The organism is Synechococcus sp. M16CYN, from assembly GCF_040371545.1.
Lineage (GTDB): Bacteria > Cyanobacteriota > Cyanobacteriia > PCC-6307 > Cyanobiaceae > Parasynechococcus.
On the sequence record NZ_AP029048.1, the window covers coordinates 1,164,399 to 1,180,614 of the forward strand.

Annotated in this window: 17 protein-coding genes; 3 read left to right on the forward strand and 14 right to left on the reverse strand. The window is 46.3% G+C overall.

The genetic code is table 11. From position 1 onward, the window contains the following. Window positions 1-20: 20 nt before the first annotated feature. Together pyk and ABWV55_RS05655 are read right to left on the reverse strand one after the other, a co-directional pair. On the reverse strand, window positions 21-1,472 hold the full coding sequence (pyk, locus tag ABWV55_RS05650) for a pyruvate kinase (RefSeq protein ID WP_353292614.1): 1,452 nt from the start codon (window positions 1,470-1,472) through the stop codon (window positions 21-23). Then, entirely contained in the window at window positions 1,408-1,551 is a 144-nt protein-coding gene (locus ABWV55_RS05655; protein WP_353292805.1) for a hypothetical protein, read from the reverse strand. Before ABWV55_RS05655 ends, pyk begins: the two co-directional genes overlap by 65 nt. Here ABWV55_RS05655 and ABWV55_RS05660 point away from each other — a divergent pair. Beyond that, the gene (locus ABWV55_RS05660; protein WP_353291182.1) at window positions 1,524-1,646 is read left to right on the forward strand and encodes a hypothetical protein; all 123 of its coding nucleotides are present in this window, start codon (window positions 1,524-1,526) and stop codon (window positions 1,644-1,646) included. The two genes, ABWV55_RS05655 and ABWV55_RS05660, sit on opposite strands and share 28 nt — an antisense overlap. A gap of 432 nt (window positions 1,647-2,078) precedes the next feature. Here ABWV55_RS05660 and ABWV55_RS05665 read toward each other — a convergent pair whose 3' ends face one another. The 3 genes from ABWV55_RS05665 to ilvA are packed head-to-tail and all read right to left on the reverse strand — an operon-like array spanning window position 2,079 to window position 4,469. Further along, the gene (locus ABWV55_RS05665) at window positions 2,079-2,375 is read right to left on the reverse strand and encodes a YggT family protein (protein ID WP_353292615.1); all 297 of its coding nucleotides are present in this window, start codon (window positions 2,373-2,375) and stop codon (window positions 2,079-2,081) included. A gap of 25 nt (window positions 2,376-2,400) precedes the next feature. Next, window positions 2,401-2,898 (reverse strand): SMC-Scp complex subunit ScpB, encoded by a 498-nt coding sequence (gene scpB / locus ABWV55_RS05670; RefSeq protein WP_353291183.1) that lies wholly within the window; start codon window positions 2,896-2,898, stop codon window positions 2,401-2,403. A gap of 41 nt (window positions 2,899-2,939) precedes the next feature. Continuing rightward, on the reverse strand, window positions 2,940-4,469 hold the full coding sequence (gene ilvA / locus ABWV55_RS05675; RefSeq protein ID WP_353291184.1) for a threonine ammonia-lyase, biosynthetic: 1,530 nt from the start codon (window positions 4,467-4,469) through the stop codon (window positions 2,940-2,942). A gap of 80 nt (window positions 4,470-4,549) precedes the next feature. Here ilvA and dxs point away from each other — a divergent pair, with 80 nt between their 5' ends. Then, window positions 4,550-6,475, forward strand: a complete 1,926-nt coding sequence (gene dxs / locus ABWV55_RS05680; RefSeq protein WP_353291185.1) for a 1-deoxy-D-xylulose-5-phosphate synthase — start codon at window positions 4,550-4,552, stop codon at window positions 6,473-6,475. 827 nt (window positions 6,476-7,302) lie between these two features. Here dxs and psaK read toward each other — a convergent pair. The 3 genes from psaK to ABWV55_RS05695 form a co-directional block, all read right to left on the reverse strand. After that, window positions 7,303-7,560 (reverse strand): photosystem I reaction center subunit PsaK, encoded by a 258-nt coding sequence (psaK, locus tag ABWV55_RS05685; protein ID WP_353291186.1) that lies wholly within the window; start codon window positions 7,558-7,560, stop codon window positions 7,303-7,305. Between the two features lie 69 nt (window positions 7,561-7,629). Further along, on the reverse strand, window positions 7,630-7,917 hold the full coding sequence (locus ABWV55_RS05690; protein ID WP_353291187.1) for a DUF3593 domain-containing protein: 288 nt from the start codon (window positions 7,915-7,917) through the stop codon (window positions 7,630-7,632). 3 nt (window positions 7,918-7,920) lie between these two features. Then, entirely contained in the window at window positions 7,921-8,196 is a 276-nt protein-coding gene (locus tag ABWV55_RS05695) for a DUF2499 domain-containing protein (RefSeq protein ID WP_353291188.1), read from the reverse strand. Between the two features lie 63 nt (window positions 8,197-8,259). Between ABWV55_RS05695 and csaB the strand changes: the two genes are divergently transcribed. Then, window positions 8,260-9,315, forward strand: a complete 1,056-nt coding sequence (gene csaB, locus ABWV55_RS05700; RefSeq protein WP_353291189.1) for a polysaccharide pyruvyl transferase CsaB — start codon at window positions 8,260-8,262, stop codon at window positions 9,313-9,315. 21 nt (window positions 9,316-9,336) lie between these two features. On the opposite strand, the gene ABWV55_RS05705 is transcribed toward csaB, so the two are convergent. From ABWV55_RS05705 to ggpS, 6 genes are all read right to left on the reverse strand, one after another. Beyond that, window positions 9,337-10,308, reverse strand: a complete 972-nt coding sequence (locus ABWV55_RS05705) for an ABC transporter ATP-binding protein (protein ID WP_353291190.1) — start codon at window positions 10,306-10,308, stop codon at window positions 9,337-9,339. A 701-nt stretch (window positions 10,309-11,009) separates the two neighbouring features. Further along, window positions 11,010-11,234 (reverse strand): hypothetical protein, encoded by a 225-nt coding sequence (locus tag ABWV55_RS05710; protein ID WP_353291191.1) that lies wholly within the window; start codon window positions 11,232-11,234, stop codon window positions 11,010-11,012. 518 nt (window positions 11,235-11,752) lie between these two features. Further along, entirely contained in the window at window positions 11,753-12,586 is an 834-nt protein-coding gene (locus ABWV55_RS05715; RefSeq protein ID WP_353291192.1) for a carbohydrate ABC transporter permease, read from the reverse strand. Further along, entirely contained in the window at window positions 12,583-13,449 is an 867-nt protein-coding gene (locus tag ABWV55_RS05720) for a sugar ABC transporter permease (RefSeq protein ID WP_353291193.1), read from the reverse strand. Before ABWV55_RS05720 ends, ABWV55_RS05715 begins: the two co-directional genes overlap by 4 nt. After that, a complete protein-coding gene (locus ABWV55_RS05725) occupies window positions 13,446-14,723 on the reverse strand; it encodes an ABC transporter substrate-binding protein (RefSeq protein WP_353291194.1) in 1,278 nt (425 codons plus the stop codon). Before ABWV55_RS05725 ends, ABWV55_RS05720 begins: the two co-directional genes overlap by 4 nt. After that, the gene (gene ggpS / locus ABWV55_RS05730) at window positions 14,720-16,210 is read right to left on the reverse strand and encodes a glucosylglycerol-phosphate synthase (protein ID WP_353291195.1); all 1,491 of its coding nucleotides are present in this window, start codon (window positions 16,208-16,210) and stop codon (window positions 14,720-14,722) included. Before ggpS ends, ABWV55_RS05725 begins: the two co-directional genes overlap by 4 nt. Window positions 16,211-16,216: the final 6 nt, after the last annotated feature.

Sequence of the window (16,216 nt, forward strand, 5' to 3'; positions counted from 1 at the left end):
TTCCAAGGTTGTTTGCCAGACTAAAAAAAGTCACCGGTGTCGTCTGAACCCACGATTCCCACTTTTACCAAATTGGTGGAGCCTGAAACGCCGCAATGAGTTCCTGCGGTTTGAACCACAAGATCTCCCACCTTCAAAAGCTTAAGATCCTCGGCTTTGCGCATGGCAGCAACAAAGGTAGTTGTCGTATCCTCCTCTTCGGGAACTACAAGCGGCGTAACACCCCAGACGAGCTGAAGACGGCACGCCACAGCCCTATCGGGAGCAACTGCCAAAATCGGAGCAGCAGGACGGAATTTACTGACATTGTGCGCTGTCGCTCCGCTCTTGGTAAGCGGAATAATGGCAGACGCATTCAATTGGCTGGCAATGGTACTAACCGCACTGCTAAGAGAGTTCGGTATGGTGCTGGGTAGGTTGCTGTCGATAGACCGCTGAGGGTAATCCTTCTCGATCCTTCGAGCGATCGTGGCCATGGTTTGTACGGCTTCTACAGGGAAGTCGCCAACCGCCGTTTCGTTGGAAAGCATAACTGCATCGGTACCATCGAGGATGGCGTTGGCAACGTCACTCACTTCAGCCCGGGTTGGACGCGGACTAGACGCCATTGAATCGAGCATCTGGGTTGCTGTAATGATCGGGATACCAAGACTGTTGGACTTGCGTATCAGTTCTTTTTGCAACAAGGGGACTTCTTCCGCAGGCATCTCCACACCGAGATCACCACGCGCCACCATTACTCCGTCGCAAAGCGGAAGAATGGCGTCGATTTGATCAATGGCCTCGAATTTTTCGATCTTGGCCACTACAGGCGTTTCGTAACCGTGTTGCTTGATTAAACCTCGAATTTCTTCCATATCGGAAGGATTACGCACAAAACTAAGCGCAACCCAATCGACGCCTTGACTCAGACCAAAAGCTAGATCTTCTTTATCTTTGTCAGTCAGCGCTCGAACGGAAAGCTGTACGTCGGGGAAGTTGACGCCCTTGTTGTTAGAGAGAGTACCACCAACTGTGACACTGCAATGAAGTGTTTGCTGCGTTTGATCCACGCTCTTGACTTTCATCTCTACCCTGCCGTCGTCTAGAAGGATGCGACTGCCTGCCGTGACTTCGTCGGCTAGTTTGGCGTAAGTCACCGTGGCGATAGTCTGGTTGCAGTCCACCGGACGTGAGGTAAGCGAGAAAGAATCGCCGTCAGCAAGAGTGATCGGGCCGTTTGCAAAACGACCGAGCCGAATCTTCGGTCCCTGGAGATCTTGGAGAATGCCGATAGTCTGTTCAAGCTCCTTGGAAACTTGTCGAATAGTGGCGATTCGCTTGGCGTGATCGCTGTGGTCGCCATGGGAAAAGTTCAACCGGAACGTTGTAGCCCCAGCCCTAACAAGCTCCTTGATCCGCTCACTACTATCCGTTGCGGGCCCGATCGTGGCCACTATTTTGGTCCGGCGGTCTAAATCGAACTGGCCCATATCGAGGCTGGAAATCCTTGCGGAAACTACCACCCGGGGCGTTTCGATCAAATGGATGTCTATCGCGCAGCTTGTCCACAAACCATCAGATGCCTCGATGAAAGGGAAGAGCCCTGTTTAATTCACGCTTATGGCTTGCTGAAAACTGGTGAGGTAACGAACGAGATTAAGTAAAGATACTATGAGATCGAAGGAAGATATTCAATAAAATTAACTTATTGAATGACCAAACTCGAACTTAAAGATAAGGTTTGGTGTGAGGAAAATACTGAGAGTCAACTAGGTTTAAGTAGCCTATGGATAACGAGTTATTCTATACCTCACAAGTCGATCGAAAACCCTGGCCGCAAAGCAATCGCCGACACCGAACATATAGGGAATGTATTTTGATTTTGGAAGGAAGTGATAATCCGATGTTATAAAACAGAACACCTATTAACTCGATTGGTGGTGTGTAATTTAGAAATCCGAATTGTATTCTTTTGCATTGCGATTTCTATACCAGCTGGAACTTCAGGCCCTCTTGACAATAGGATTGTTAACAACGGATATGACTTGCCGTTTTTCAACCTCAAATGGTCGCCAGATGGTTGATTTTTTGTACGATTACCAGTTACTCCCTGAAATGTAGAAGGCGTTGATAGATTGGGCAACCAGGTTTTGAAGAAGGTTTAGAGCAAGAAAAGCTAGGAGAGCAGAAAGATCAATTCCACCTAGCTGAGGAATTAATCCGCGAAAAGCATTAAGATAAGGATCGGTGATGGCGCTTACACTACTGAGAACTGGGTTTCCCCAATCCAAATTGGGAAACCAGCTCAACAGCACACGGACGATTAGCACGAGCGAATAGACTTGTAAGGTTTGAGCGAGCACTTGCAATAACGTGACAAGAAACGATTCCATGACGGGGGCCAAATCTTTTACAATTTTATGCAGCTCTTGCCGGATCGGTAGAGTCCGGCCCGGGTAGTACAGAGAACGTGTGGTGAAATTTTTCCGTAGGGGTAATCCAGTACGATCGACCACCCTCTTGTTTTCGACGTTCAATTAACTCTTGCGCGAGCAATTCTTTAATGTGGTCGTAGGCTCCCGATCCTCGAATATCAACAAGGTCTGATTGAAGAACCGATCCTTTCAAAGCGATGACGGCTAGGGTTCTCACGGTTGCTGTTGAAAGTTTCACCGGCAGTAAGTCCTTCGCTAAGTCTGCAAGTCCTGCATGTATTTGCAGTCCAAAACGATCATTCTGTTTAATAATTTCGAATGCTGTCTCTCTCTGGGCATAAGATACTGTGAGGTTAGTAAGAGCTTTTTCCACTTCTTTGTGGTCAGTTTGAGATAACTCAGCTAGTTCATTAATACTTAGAGGGCGGCCTTTGAGATAAAGAATTGCTTCTAGGCGAGCAGTTAGAGATAAGGACAACATTACGCAACCTCTGAAAATGTTTCAAGGTACTGTCTAGATCCTTAGAGAAAAAGGCTATAGGCAGGATTATCGTTTTCTTCCCAAAAGAGATAGCCTAAATCATTAAGAAAGTGACTCCAACAATCCATCTCGGCTTTTGGGATCAGTACCCCTATCACTATTCGACCTACATCAGCACCATGGTTTCGATAATGAAAAATGCTGATACTCCAGTTAGGACGGAATGCGTTAACAAAATTCATGAGAGCACCGGGCCGTTCTGGAAATTCGAAACGGTAGACTAGCTCGTTGCAATCTCCCGCACAGGCCCGACGGGCCTGTGCGGGAAGACGACCTCCGACCATGTGGCGAAGGTGAACTTTCGCTAATTCATTGTCACTAAGATCAAGACAGGGGAAGCCACAATTTAAGAGCTCTTGAACAAGTGCGACTCGATCATGTTCATCGTTAACCCGAACACCAACAAAGATCTGAGCACGACATCCCTCCGTCATGCGATAGCTAAATTCCGTAAAACTTCGTCCATGTAGTCGTTCACAAAGTACCCGAAGACTTCCAGCAGTTTCAGGTATTTCAACCGCCAGCATTGCTTCACGTTTTTCACCTAGTTCGGCCCGTTCTGCAATAAATCGCAGACGTTCGAAATTCATATTTGCTCCACATGCCACCCCAACAAGACGTTTTCCTTGGATGTTTTGATCTGCTATGTCTTTTTTCAGGCCAGCTATGGCAAGCGCACCGGCCGGCTCGAGAATGGAACGAGTGTCTTCAAACACATCTTTAATCGCTGCACAAATAGCATCCGTATCGACGATGACCATGCGATCCACATAGCGTTGCGCTAACTCAAAGGTGTGTTCTCCTACCTTCCGTACTGCAACGCCATCGGCAAATAAGCCTACTTGAGCTAATTCGATCCGATGTCCACGATGCAATGACTGCGTCATTGCATCGGCATCGACAGGTTCCACTCCAACAACCTGTGTTTCAGGCCAAAGTTGTTTTACATAAACTGAAATCCCCGCAATCAAACCTCCTCCTCCTACAGCGACATAAATTGCATCTGGTGGCTCTTTGCTTTGTCGCATGATCTCCATTCCTATCGTTCCCTGCCCGGCGATGACCTCAGGGTCATCAAATGGATGGATGTAAGTAAATCCCTCTGCTTTACAGCGTTTTTGAGCTTTTGCAGAGCACTCGTCGTAAGTCTCGCCGTGAAGAACTACTTCACCACCAAGATCACGCACGGCGCGCACCTTGACTTCGGGAGTTGTTTTTGGCATCACGATCACTGCACGACAGCCAAGCCGACGTGCGCTAAGCGCAACCCCCTGACCATGATTCCCAGCACTGGAAGCGATGACACCGCGTCTGAGATCTGCCTTAGAAAGCTGCACCATGCGGTTGTAAGCACCTCGCAGCTTGAATGAAAACGCTGGTTGTAAATCCTCTCGTTTCAGCCAGATTTTGTTGTTCAACCGTCGACTGAGGTTCGGAGCTGGGTCAAGGGGTGTTTCGCGAGCGATGTCATAAACGCGGGCACGGAGGATCCGCTGCAGGTAATCGGTCATCCCTTCATTGTTTCAACCTGTCAGTAATCTCATCAGTAGGGATGGACCCCGTAGATTAATGAGCAGGGAACTGATTGTGCATGCACCTCGGAGATCTCAAGCATCCGAACGAGTTGCGCGGCCTCAGTCTTGCTGCACTCGAAGACGTAGCGCTTCAAATTAGAGAGCGCCACCTAAGTGTGGTGTCTACCAGCGGTGGTCACCTCGGTCCTGGGCTTGGAGTTGTGGAACTCACCCTTGCTCTTTACCAAACTTTGGACCTCGATCGGGATAGGGTGGTTTGGGATGTTGGCCACCAGGCATATCCCCACAAGTTGATCACTGGTCGTTTTAACAGCTTTAGTTCCTTACGCCAGCGACAGGGAGTTGCCGGTTACTTGAAACGGTGTGAAAGCCGATTTGATCATTTTGGTGCCGGTCATGCCAGCACCTCAATCTCAGCCGCATTGGGAATGGCTTTTGCCCGAGATAACCGTGGCGAGAGTTTTAGATGTGTAGCTGTAATAGGTGATGGTGCTCTTACAGGTGGTATGGCTCTCGAGGCAATTAACCACGCCGGCCACCTCCCCAACACTCCGTTTTTGGTAGTTCTGAATGATAATGACATGTCAATATCACCTCCGGTAGGTGCTTTATCGAACGTGTTGAATCGGGCAAGGCTCAGCCCTCCGATGCAATTCCTCTCGGGGAGTGTTGAAGAAAGTGTTCGTTATCTCCCATTCATAGGAGGAGAACTTCCCGCGGAGCTTAACCGTCTCAAAGGCAGCGTACGTCGCTTAGCGGTGCCCAAAGTTGGTGCTGTTTTTGAAGAGCTCGGCTTTACTTATATGGGACCGATTGATGGTCACGATATCCCCGAGATGATACGAACCTTCCAGGCTGCTCACCGTGAAAAGGGGCCTGTTTTAGTGCATGTTGTTACTAAGAAGGGTAAGGGCTATCCCTACGCTGAAGCTGACCAGGTGGGTTATCACGCTCAATCAGCCTTTGACCTCAATACCGGCAAAGCCATTCCATCAAATAAACCGAAGCCCCTTAGTTACAGCAAAGTTTTTGGTCAAACTCTGGTCAAGCTTTGCGAGCAAAACAGCCGTGTGGTGGGCATCACCGCCGCCATGGCAACTGGAACCGGTCTCGATCTGCTCCAAAAGGCATTACCAAGTCAATATGTTGATGTCGGCATTGCCGAGCAGCACGCTGTCACACTTGCTGCAGGCATGGCCTGTGAAGGTCTTCGCCCTGTTGTTGCAATATACAGTACCTTTTTACAGCGGGCTTTTGACCAGCTAATTCATGACGTCGGAATTCAAAAGCTACCAGTAACATTCGTTCTTGACCGAGCCGGTATTGTTGGCGCCGACGGACCAACCCACCAGGGCCAGTATGACATCAGCTATTTGCGGGCCGTCCCCAATTTCACCGTAATGGCTCCAAAGGATGAAGGAGAGCTTCAAAAAATGTTAGTAACCTGTCTAAACCATGATGGTCCAACTGCCTTGCGGATTCCACGTGGTGCTGGAGAAGGAGTCCCATTAATGGAAGAAGGTTGGGGCGCTCTTCCTATTGGTCGCGGTGAATTGCTGCGACAAGGAAATGACTTGGTGATCGTGGCCTATGGCTCCATGGTAATTCCAGCCATGGCTACTGCGGTTCTTTTGGAAGAGGTGGGATTATCTGCCTCTGTCATTAATGCACGCTTCCTTCGGCCTCTTGACCAGGCTTTAATTCATCCCCTAGCACGTCGGATACAGCGTGTTGTAACCATGGAGGAAGGCACGCTTTCAGGTGGTTTTGGCGCTGCAGTGCTCGAATCACTCAATGACCATGACATTAACGTCCCTGTTTTAAGGATTGGTATTCCCGATCAGCTGGTCGATCATGCTACGCCACAGCAGAGTAAAGAAGCTCTCGGCCTGACTCCTAAACAGATAGCCATAAAAATTCAACAACGTTTTGCCAATTCTGACGATCTGCATACGTCGACCCCAGCAAAAGTAGTCTACTAGACCTGACCTTTTGTCTAACTAGGCCAACAGTGACATCACTATCCATGAGGCATTGAGATTAATCCAGGACATTCTTTTGGCTAAGTCGCTATCCATAGTAAACCGTAAGATTGTAGTTTTTGGATGCTTAACAAAGGCTCAATCAGAATCAATTTTCGTAGCTATACACTTTACACTTTCGCACTAGTAAAACGAGCGGTTTAGAGTCCTCCGAAGATAATAACAATAGCTATCTAATGAAGTTGTTATTCATCTGATCCCGGTGGCTACAAATTCAATAAATAGTAGATAAGCTACCAAAAGCTGGGCATGATTTAAATACTGTTTGTTTGCAACCAAACTGGTAGTCGCTCAACTTAAACTTTTAGAGCCGACAGTCTCGACAAAACAAACAGTCTGAGATGAGTGCCAAAACAAGTCGGTATCCATACCTCATCTTGACGGACCGACGAACCGAACCTGAGCCTCGGCATAGCGCGAATCATTAGTGTTCGCAGGCCTTCCACAAATCCATTAAGTAATTATATGTAGCACTTGTACCTCCACCTTCTTCATTTAATTACTTATACGGAGAGGAGACAGTACTAAATCGATCTTCTCTAATCCGACAAGTAAACTACTTCCCTATCAACACTGTCGTGCTAGATTTTTCCGGAGCAATCGGAGAAATAAACTTCAATCGGATACCTGTCCCACACCTAATTTGTATAAGACCCATTGATCTTGTGCAGGGCTACCGTCTTAAAACAATATTCCGGATGGGAAACGTCTGGATCTAAATGATGCTTAAAGAAGAGTTTCTTCCACCCATCGAAAGGCGCAACTCCTCAGAGCACACCGCGAGCCGCTAAGCCCTGGATAGCTCCAATGCCGATAATGTGTCCGAGACTTGTCGTACCAAGAAGCGCAGCGTGACTCATACCACCAAAAAATGCAGGGCTAGGGAGTTGAGCACCAACATTGGGCTGCTTAATAGTCGCCTTACCAATGCCGATAGCGATCACGTTGCACACTATCATCACCAAAGCAACCTTCGGAGACCAAGTCAAAGTGGCCGGTGTCATCGCGAAGAAGCAAGTCAACATTCGAAGTCAATGATCAGCACGCCATCATCTGAGAAAAATGATATAATTGCCAGAAGGCTTAAGAGTTGTTCATTCTTTCTGTTGATGGTCAGCCAACAGCCCAATTACTAAAACAGTGTTTGCAAGAGTGAGAAAAGCCTCAGCCCCTCCGTGCAGGACATCAATGTCGACAAGTTGCGCGTTACAACAGCTCGAAGCCACGATTGCGGCAGCAATAGTGACTGCTACGAACAGCAGCGTGAGTTGGAAACCTCGTTGTGCTAGAATAGGAAGTGCTTTGCTTTTGCGCAGCCAATAGAGAAAGAAAAAATAAGGAATTAGAGAAACAGCAAAAACTGGAGCTGGGTCAAACCTCATATTTTAAGTCACCTTTGTAGGTAGCAGTTGCCGGGCGGCGAGAGCTAGCGTACAGTTGCCGACCAGCGTAGCCCAGGCTTGCAAGGTAACCAAGCTTCGCAGTGATTCGGCATTGTCGAATAAGTGCCAAGTACAGGCAGCGGTCGCGCTGACCAAGGCCGGTAGCATTGCCAGAGCCATACCCTTTAAGCCGCGACGCTGCATCAAAATAATGGCCAGGGACCACTCGATCACCGACGCTATATGTATCCACCAGGTACCGAGAGATAAGGAATGCATGAGCGCACTCTAGAAACGCATATCTGCGGATAATGACTTAGGTATACGAAAATAATTAGCTAGATGTCCCGATCCACGGCTCCCGTGCTGCTGCTGTGCGGGTACTACGGCGAACACAACCTTGGAGACGACGCTCTACTGCAGGTATTGCTGCAGTCGTTGCCCAAACATGCCTCCCTAAAGATCACAGCCCACGATCAAGATGAGGTGCAGTTGCTTGCACCGCAAGCCCATATCATTAGGCGTCGTTCTCTTTGGGATATGCTGACGGCGGCGCTTGAAGCGGATATACTGATCCTTGGAGGTGGAAGTTTGCTCCAAGACGGTACCAGCTTTCATAGTCTACTTTATTATTTGGCGTTAATTACTTTGACGCGGTTGCGTCGGCGTCGTGTGCTACTTTGGGGGCAGGGCCTGGGTCCGTTGCACCGTGCACTGAGTCGGTGGCTCGTGCACGGTGCATTGTCCTTCTGTACCGCAGCAAGCTGGAGAGATCCAGGATCATTCGAACTTGCTCGACGCTGGGCTCCAAATTTACCAATGCGCATGGCTGCCGATCCGGTTTGGCAAATGCCAAGTCAAGACTGGGTTGGAGGGGGTGCAATCATTCTGAGTTGGCGGTTGAGTGACCTGTTAGACGCCATACGCTGGCGAACCTTACTTCAGGCCCTGGATGGTCTGGCATCCAGACTTGAAACCTCTGTGTGTTGGATGGCTTTTCATCGGGACCAAGATTCCTCTCTACTCAAGAGGCTCGTTCAGCGACAGTTAGTGCCTCATCGCCTGCTGGCCCGCAGCACAACGATGATTCCACGCTCACCAAATGCGGTTTTTGAACTTGTTAAGACTGCTCGTCTCGTGCTTCCAATGCGTCTACATGCATTGATTTTAGCCCGGCTGTCGGGGTGTCCTATGATCGCCCTGAGCTACGACCCTAAAGTTGAGTCTGCAGCAGCGTTAGCGAAAGTACCTTGTATTCGACTTGACGAACTACCATCTGTCGAAAGTCTGGTTGTTCAATGGGAAAAGGAAGTTGACCGAGAGGTTGAACAGCATGTTATTGACCAGATTCGGTTTAACGCATCAGCCCACAATGATATCCTAGCTCAATGGGTTTGAGAATGAATCGAACGCTTGATACTAATTGAGGCGTTGGCCGGTTTGATTATCAAAATGATGCTCAGCTGCTTCAGACCAACTGACCCTAGGTTCTGGTTCAATCGATTGTTCTCCGGAACAAACAAACCGGAGCTGTCCATGTTCACAATTGATGAGTAATAGTTGACTCGCTCCATGCCATTCACTGCTCACTACTTGACAAGGAAGCCCAACTGAACCGAGTCGTAAATCTTCTGGACGAATACCTAACGTCCAGCCCTGTTGTAACTTTATCATATTCATCTGAGGCCGCCCGATAAATTGGGCAACGAAGGTAGTAGCTGGATAGTGATACAGTTCTCTCGGCGTACCAACTTGCTCAATACGTCCACAACACATCACAGCAATTCGATCAGCCAAAGCCATAGCTTCTTGCTGGTCATGGGTTACATAAACTACAGGATGAATACCACCGAGCATTAGACGTTTAAGTTCTGGACGCAGTTCTTCTCGCAATTGGGCGTCTAGATTACTCATAGGTTCATCCAAAAGATAAACCAAGGGATCGCGTAAGAGAGCTCGAGCCAGAGCGACACGTTGTCGCTGGCCTCCCGATAGTTGTGATGGACGTTGATGTGCTTGCTGGCTTAGTTGAAGTACTTCTAAAATTGCATTGACGCGACTGTTTCGTTCTCTAGATTTCTTGCCGCGTAAGCGCAGACCAAGTTCCAAATTCTCGCGCACATTCAAGTGTGGAAACAGTGCGTAGCTTTGAAAGACCATACCAATCCGCCGTGTTTCGGCAGGAACGTCAGTCATGTCATTGTCATCGATATAAATGATTCCACTATCAGGTTGATCCAGACCTGCAATGAGACGAAGGACTGTACTTTTGCCACAGCCGCTCGGACCTAATAGAGCAACACACTCGCCGTCTCCAACCTTAAGATCGAAATGGTCTAAAACTATTCGGTCGCCAAATTTTTTGGTGATGGCTCTGATGGTGAGTGTCATCCCCGAGTTGCTCCGCCGAAAAAGTGGATACCTATTCTGGCAATTGATTGAATGATCATTGGGCCTCTGACTGCACAAATAAACAAGTCGATTAATCGTAAAAACCATAGAGTCTAATTCAAATCTTGTGCAACATTTGGTTAGGTTTTATTGAGGAAATGGGCCAGATCTAAATCAAGATGGCTGAAGTGAAACCCAGTATTAGTACACATCAATTCACTTGATTCGTACAAATCGTGAAGAATAAGCACATACATCGATTACTGCTTCTAAATAGCTCTCCTATTAATTTAGGACTAACGGTCAATTTTCGCTTTTATTAGCTAACATCTTTGACAAAGTAGTTAAGCTCTATTAACCTGTCTAGACTTCATATGCTAAAACCAAATTGGACAATAAAAACGGAGATCCAGATGTTAACTGGGTCAAATATCGTCCACGGTAATTGAGTAGAAGACTGCATCCCTGGTCCGCTTAGCGAATAATGTTAAGTTAACTTAGCTCTATACTAATAAATAGTAGTGTAAATAACAAGATTCACTGAACCGTTGAGGACTCTACTCTAATAACATTAGTTGTTTCTCATGTTGAAAGGTGATCTAATGGTTTAAACGATAATACCTAGCATTGGGAACGAAATCCAATTAATAATGAAGCATTAATTTAAATAAATATGATAGCGTACTACTCAATGTTACTTTCTAATTTTGTCCCCAGTTGAAACCAAAGCTTTTTACTGTGGTTGTCTCGATTTCTTCTCTAATTTGAGCCACCGTTTCACGAGCAAAAGCTTTTTCATTTTCTTGAGCGATAAGAATTTGCTTAATAAGCCCACGCAACTTTTTAATATCATTGCAGGCATCGATCTCTCTAAATGCTGCTTCTAAATGAAATCTTTGTTCCATTGTCAGATGATAATTTGTCATGTTGTTTATTGAGGGAGTAAAATATTCCAATAAAATTTATTGATTAGTTCATATCAATAGCTTTTAAACTCTTTAGTTTAATTACAATAAAATTCTGATCTTGGAGTGTCGGAACCATAAGTGACGAAAATCAACATGGATACAATTTTCGTTGGCCACGCGCTTGTATGTGGCATGGAAAACCGAACCATACACCGAACTACAATCTCCCTACGTCTTAAGCTAATCGGTTGTTAGTTGGATTAGCCGGCTGCTAAGTAATACTTACTATATTAATCATTAATTTCATAAAAAACTAAAATTTTCGATATAGTTATCTATGAAGATAATATCAAAAATACATGTCTATTTTCCTTTAATTTATTTAACTTTAAGACTTGCTAGAAAGTATAACAATATCCAGTTTCTAACCAGACTATGCTCACTTTGTTATGCTAGATTTAATGAAATTAAATCTCTTCAAATTTTTTGGTATCCTTAAATCGCTAGCCGAAGCAATATAATATTAAGATAACTAATTATCCTTTAATTGCTCCGCTAGTAAGACCACTCACAATTTGGCGTTGAAATAACAACACCAGAACAAGAAGAGGGATTGCTCCAAGCACTGTGGCAGCTGCATAGCCACCGTAAGGAACGGTATATACAGACGACCCTGCAATTCGTGCCATAGCCACCGGAAGAGTCAGCAACTCACTACGACTAAGCCAAGTCAGTGCGACAGGATATTCATTCCAAGCAAACAGAAATACAAGGATTGACGTACTAGCAGATGCTGGGGCAATGAGTGGAAGTATTACCCAGCGTATGCGCTGACTGAGTGTAAAGCCTTCAGTCCGTGCCGCATCTTCCAATTCTTTTGGAAAACCCTCGAAGGCTACCGTTAAAAGTAGAAGTGCCAGGGGCATAGTCAGTCCGCTATAAGGTAGAGAAAGAGCTAAAAGACTATTTCCTAGATGAAAGGTTCGCGCTAATTCAAGAAGAGCAAGGAAAAGAAGGACATACGGAAATAAAGCGGTAATTGTGATTAAGTTTTTAACCTTGCGACACCACTGTGTAGGAAGCTGGGCTAGGCCATAGGCAGCCGGCACAGCTAATACCAAAGTGAATGCGGTCGAAAGGGCCGCCACAACAGCACTATTGAATAAATAACGCCAAAAAGGTGGATCGGTAAACAGCAGCTCGATGTAGTGCGCGAGGGTCCAGCGCTCTTGAAAAGGGACGGTACTGTCTATTAGTGCACCCGACGCCGTAAAGGAACTGATGAGCTGCCAAAGCATCGGGGCCAATGACCAAGCTATCAGTAGAGTGATCCAGAGAGTAAGACGAACTGTTATCCCTGGATTACTCATAGATGCAAAAATCGAAACGATCCCGTTGACCGCAGTAAAAGAGTTCCAAATAGGACAACCACACTAAGAAGAATAAACCCACCGATCATTATAGTAGCACTGTATCCAAAATCAAGAAATCGCATACCATTGAGATATGCATATAAAGCCAAGCTTTCATTACTACCAGCAGGTCCTCCTCCGGTGAGAATCTGGATCAAGTCGAATACGCCAAAGGCTTGAGCTAATCTGAACAGCAAGCCGAGCAATATATAAGGTAGGAGAAGAGGGATGGTGACTTGCCTTAGCGCTTGAATAGAAGTCCCTCCCTCCAAGTGAAATGCGGCATACATATCTTCGGGAATTGTCTGCAGCCCCGCTAAAAGGATAAGGGCAACAAAAGGAGTAGTTTTCCAAACGTCAGCTAAAACTGTTACCATCCAGGCAAATACAGGACTGGAGAGGAGATTCATCGATTCGATCCCTACATTTTTCGCAAGTTGCTCAATGGGACCATAAGGACTGTTAAAAATCCATCGCCAACCCAGAGCCATCATAGTTGTAGGAAGAGCCCAAGGTAAAAGAGAAAGAGCCCTTGTGGCGCCGCGTCCTCGCCAGCGCTGGTTGAGGAGTAGAGCAATGGCAAGAGCCAATATCAGTTCCAGGCCAACAGACACCAACGCGAATCGAAAAGTCTGGTAAGCATCAAGCCAAAAGCGGGTATCATTGAGCATCCTTGACCAGTTGGCGCCTCCGTTGGCGACCGGGACCAATCCAGTTAAAACAGAGCTAGCATGAAAACTTAACCAAGCGTAGTAGAGAATTGGCCAGCCAAATACGATGGCTATTAGTAGAAAAGCTGGCAAAGTAATGAGTATGTTCACAGTTTAGCTCCTGTTGCTTTCAAGATCAGCTCGCTTTTTCTGTAAGTACGTTCCATAATTCGCTCTACTGAGTCTTTGGCTTTTACCATCCGGATGGTTAGTAATCCGTTTAGTTGACGTTGCAGCACATCACTGAGCTGAGCGTAGATTGGGGATGACGGACGTTGAACTGAGTATCGTAAAGCTTTGGCAATTTCTGGTAAGACCGGCGACATAGCGACGAGTTCAGGATCTGAGAATAGGCTTAGCTCAGTAGGGGTGTAACCCTGATCCCGGAATCGTTGGCGTTGTGCTGTTTCGGATGTAAGGAAGCGAATCGCTTTAACGGTCGCTTCGCGATGGCGTGATTGTTTCAACAAACTCAAACCCCAGCTTCCGATGGTGGCAGCGGGATCATGATCTGGTTCAGCAACCATCAATGTGACGCCGACCTTGCCGCGTACTTTACTCTCGGGCTTTTGCAGCTCAGCCCAAGCGTAAGGCCAATTACGCATTAACGCTGCATCACCATATTTAAATGCCTGTAGTGATTCCGATTCTGATTGATTTGTAACTGCCTTCGGACTGGCTCCATCGCTAATTAACGTTCGCATCCATTGTGCTGCTCGAGTTGCAGAGGGCTTATTTAATTCAACCTGCCCTGTAGTTGGGTTAATCCAAATGCCACCAAATGCATGAAGTATTTCAACGAAGTTACAACTCAGACCTTCATATTGGCGACCCTGCCAAACAAAACCGTTAGCCACACGCTTGGATTTAACAAGGTCAATAGCCATATCCGATAAATCTTGGGGGGTGGCAGGAGGTTCTTGCATCAGATCGGTTCGCCAATAAAGAAGACCAATGTCCGCTACGAGAGGCCAACGATATAAATGGTTGTCGTAATGATTACCAAGTTGGGCACCCAGGACCAACCCATCCAGGGATGTTTCGTCAAACCAAGGATCTAAAGGTTCCAGCCATCCTGATGCAGCATATTTCGGAAGCCAGGTCACATCAATGAGCAATGCATCAAATGCTGTATCTCCTAACAGCAAGCTGCTGATCGCTAAGTCAGAGATAGATTCTGTTTCCAGCGGGCCACGAATTACGTTGAGGTGAATCTTGCCTCGGTATTCACGGTTAAATGCTTTGACCAGGCCAGCGTTTGCATCTGCGTAAGGTGCTGGCATTAAAATTGAGACTGGTTCGGCTTGTGAGGCACCAGACCGAACAACTCCGGCACAAATCAACAAGAAAATCAAGCCACTGAAAAACTGGACAAATAGTTTCATGTTGGTGTGGGTTGATTTAAACCAGCAAGCTGTTCTTGAGCCCAGTCCTTCACGGTGTAATTCTCAACAGCTGTACACATACGGCTCATACGATCTCGTTGGGCTTTTGCACCCATGAAAAGTGCTGATTCAATTGATTCATCCATACGACGATTAGAGTAGGGGTTAGTGAGAATCGCACCATCTAAAACTACAGAAGCGCCTGTGAACTCAGAAAGAACGAGGACACCCCCACGGTTCCGTCTTGCTGCTGCGTATTCCTTGGCCACAAGATTTAAACCATCTCTTAGAGGGGTAATCCAACAAACATCAGCTTGGCAAAACCATGCCACCATCTCATCGTAGGGAATCCTTCGGGTCGAAAACCGGATTGGGACCCAATCAATTTGGCTGAATCTACCATTGATTCGACCTGCCATTTCCTCAATTGCACGCTGCGTATCTTCATAGATCTTCATTCCACCTGCAGCAGCTACACACGCCAGCATCAATACGATCGCACCGTGGAGATCTTCTCTCCTTTCAAGAAGACGTTCAAAAGCAAGAAGTAATGCCTCATTACCCTTGGTGTAATCAACTCTACTGGCAGAGAGAATTAACTTGCGCCCTTTCTTTGTATCTTGAACAATTAATTCTCCGTGGCTTTCGACCGACGCACTCCAGCTTAATTCTTGAATTACATCAGGTGATGTGCCAACAGGTGAACTCAAAAGACGAATATGTTGATCCTTGTATTCAAGGTAGCTGGTTACAGTGCCTTCAGATAGTGCCGTTCCTACAGGGATAAATTTTGAATCAACAGGAACTTTTGGACCCCGTTTAGCCCCAACAATAGTACTTGCTGCACGGGCAAAGTTTTCTGTATATCGAGGAATATGAAACCCAACTACATCACAACAAAGCAAACTTTCAAGAATTTGTTCTCGCCATGGAAGTATAGCGAATACGTCGTTACTTGGGAATGGTGTATGATGAAAAAAAGCAATCTTTAAATCTGGTCGCTTACAACGAATATATCCAGGAACAAGCCAAAGATTGTAGTCATGAACCCATACAGTTGCTCCTTCAACAGCCTGATAGCAAGCAGCATTTGCGAAGTAACGATTAACATCTTCAAAAATCCCCCAATCTGCATTATTGACGTTAAAGTGTGTCGGAAAAGTATGAAGAATTGGCCAAAAGCACTCTTTCGACGTGATGTGATAGAAGCTAGATATTTGCTTGTCTTCAAGTGGAATTCTGCAGAGGGTGAATGGTGCAGGATTTTTCATTTCGATAAGTTCATCTTCTGCATTATCAGTTTGATTAACACGCCTCCAAGCTATCCAGGTACCATCTTCTTGGTTTCGAAATAAATTTCTTAGGGTAGGAATGATTCCGTTAGGGCTTTTTTGATCAACCCACATTCTATTCCCATTCGAATCGATTGACTCGTCAAATGGTGTTCGATGATAAAGAATAATGAAGGAACTTCTGCCTTTGCTCATAGTTTA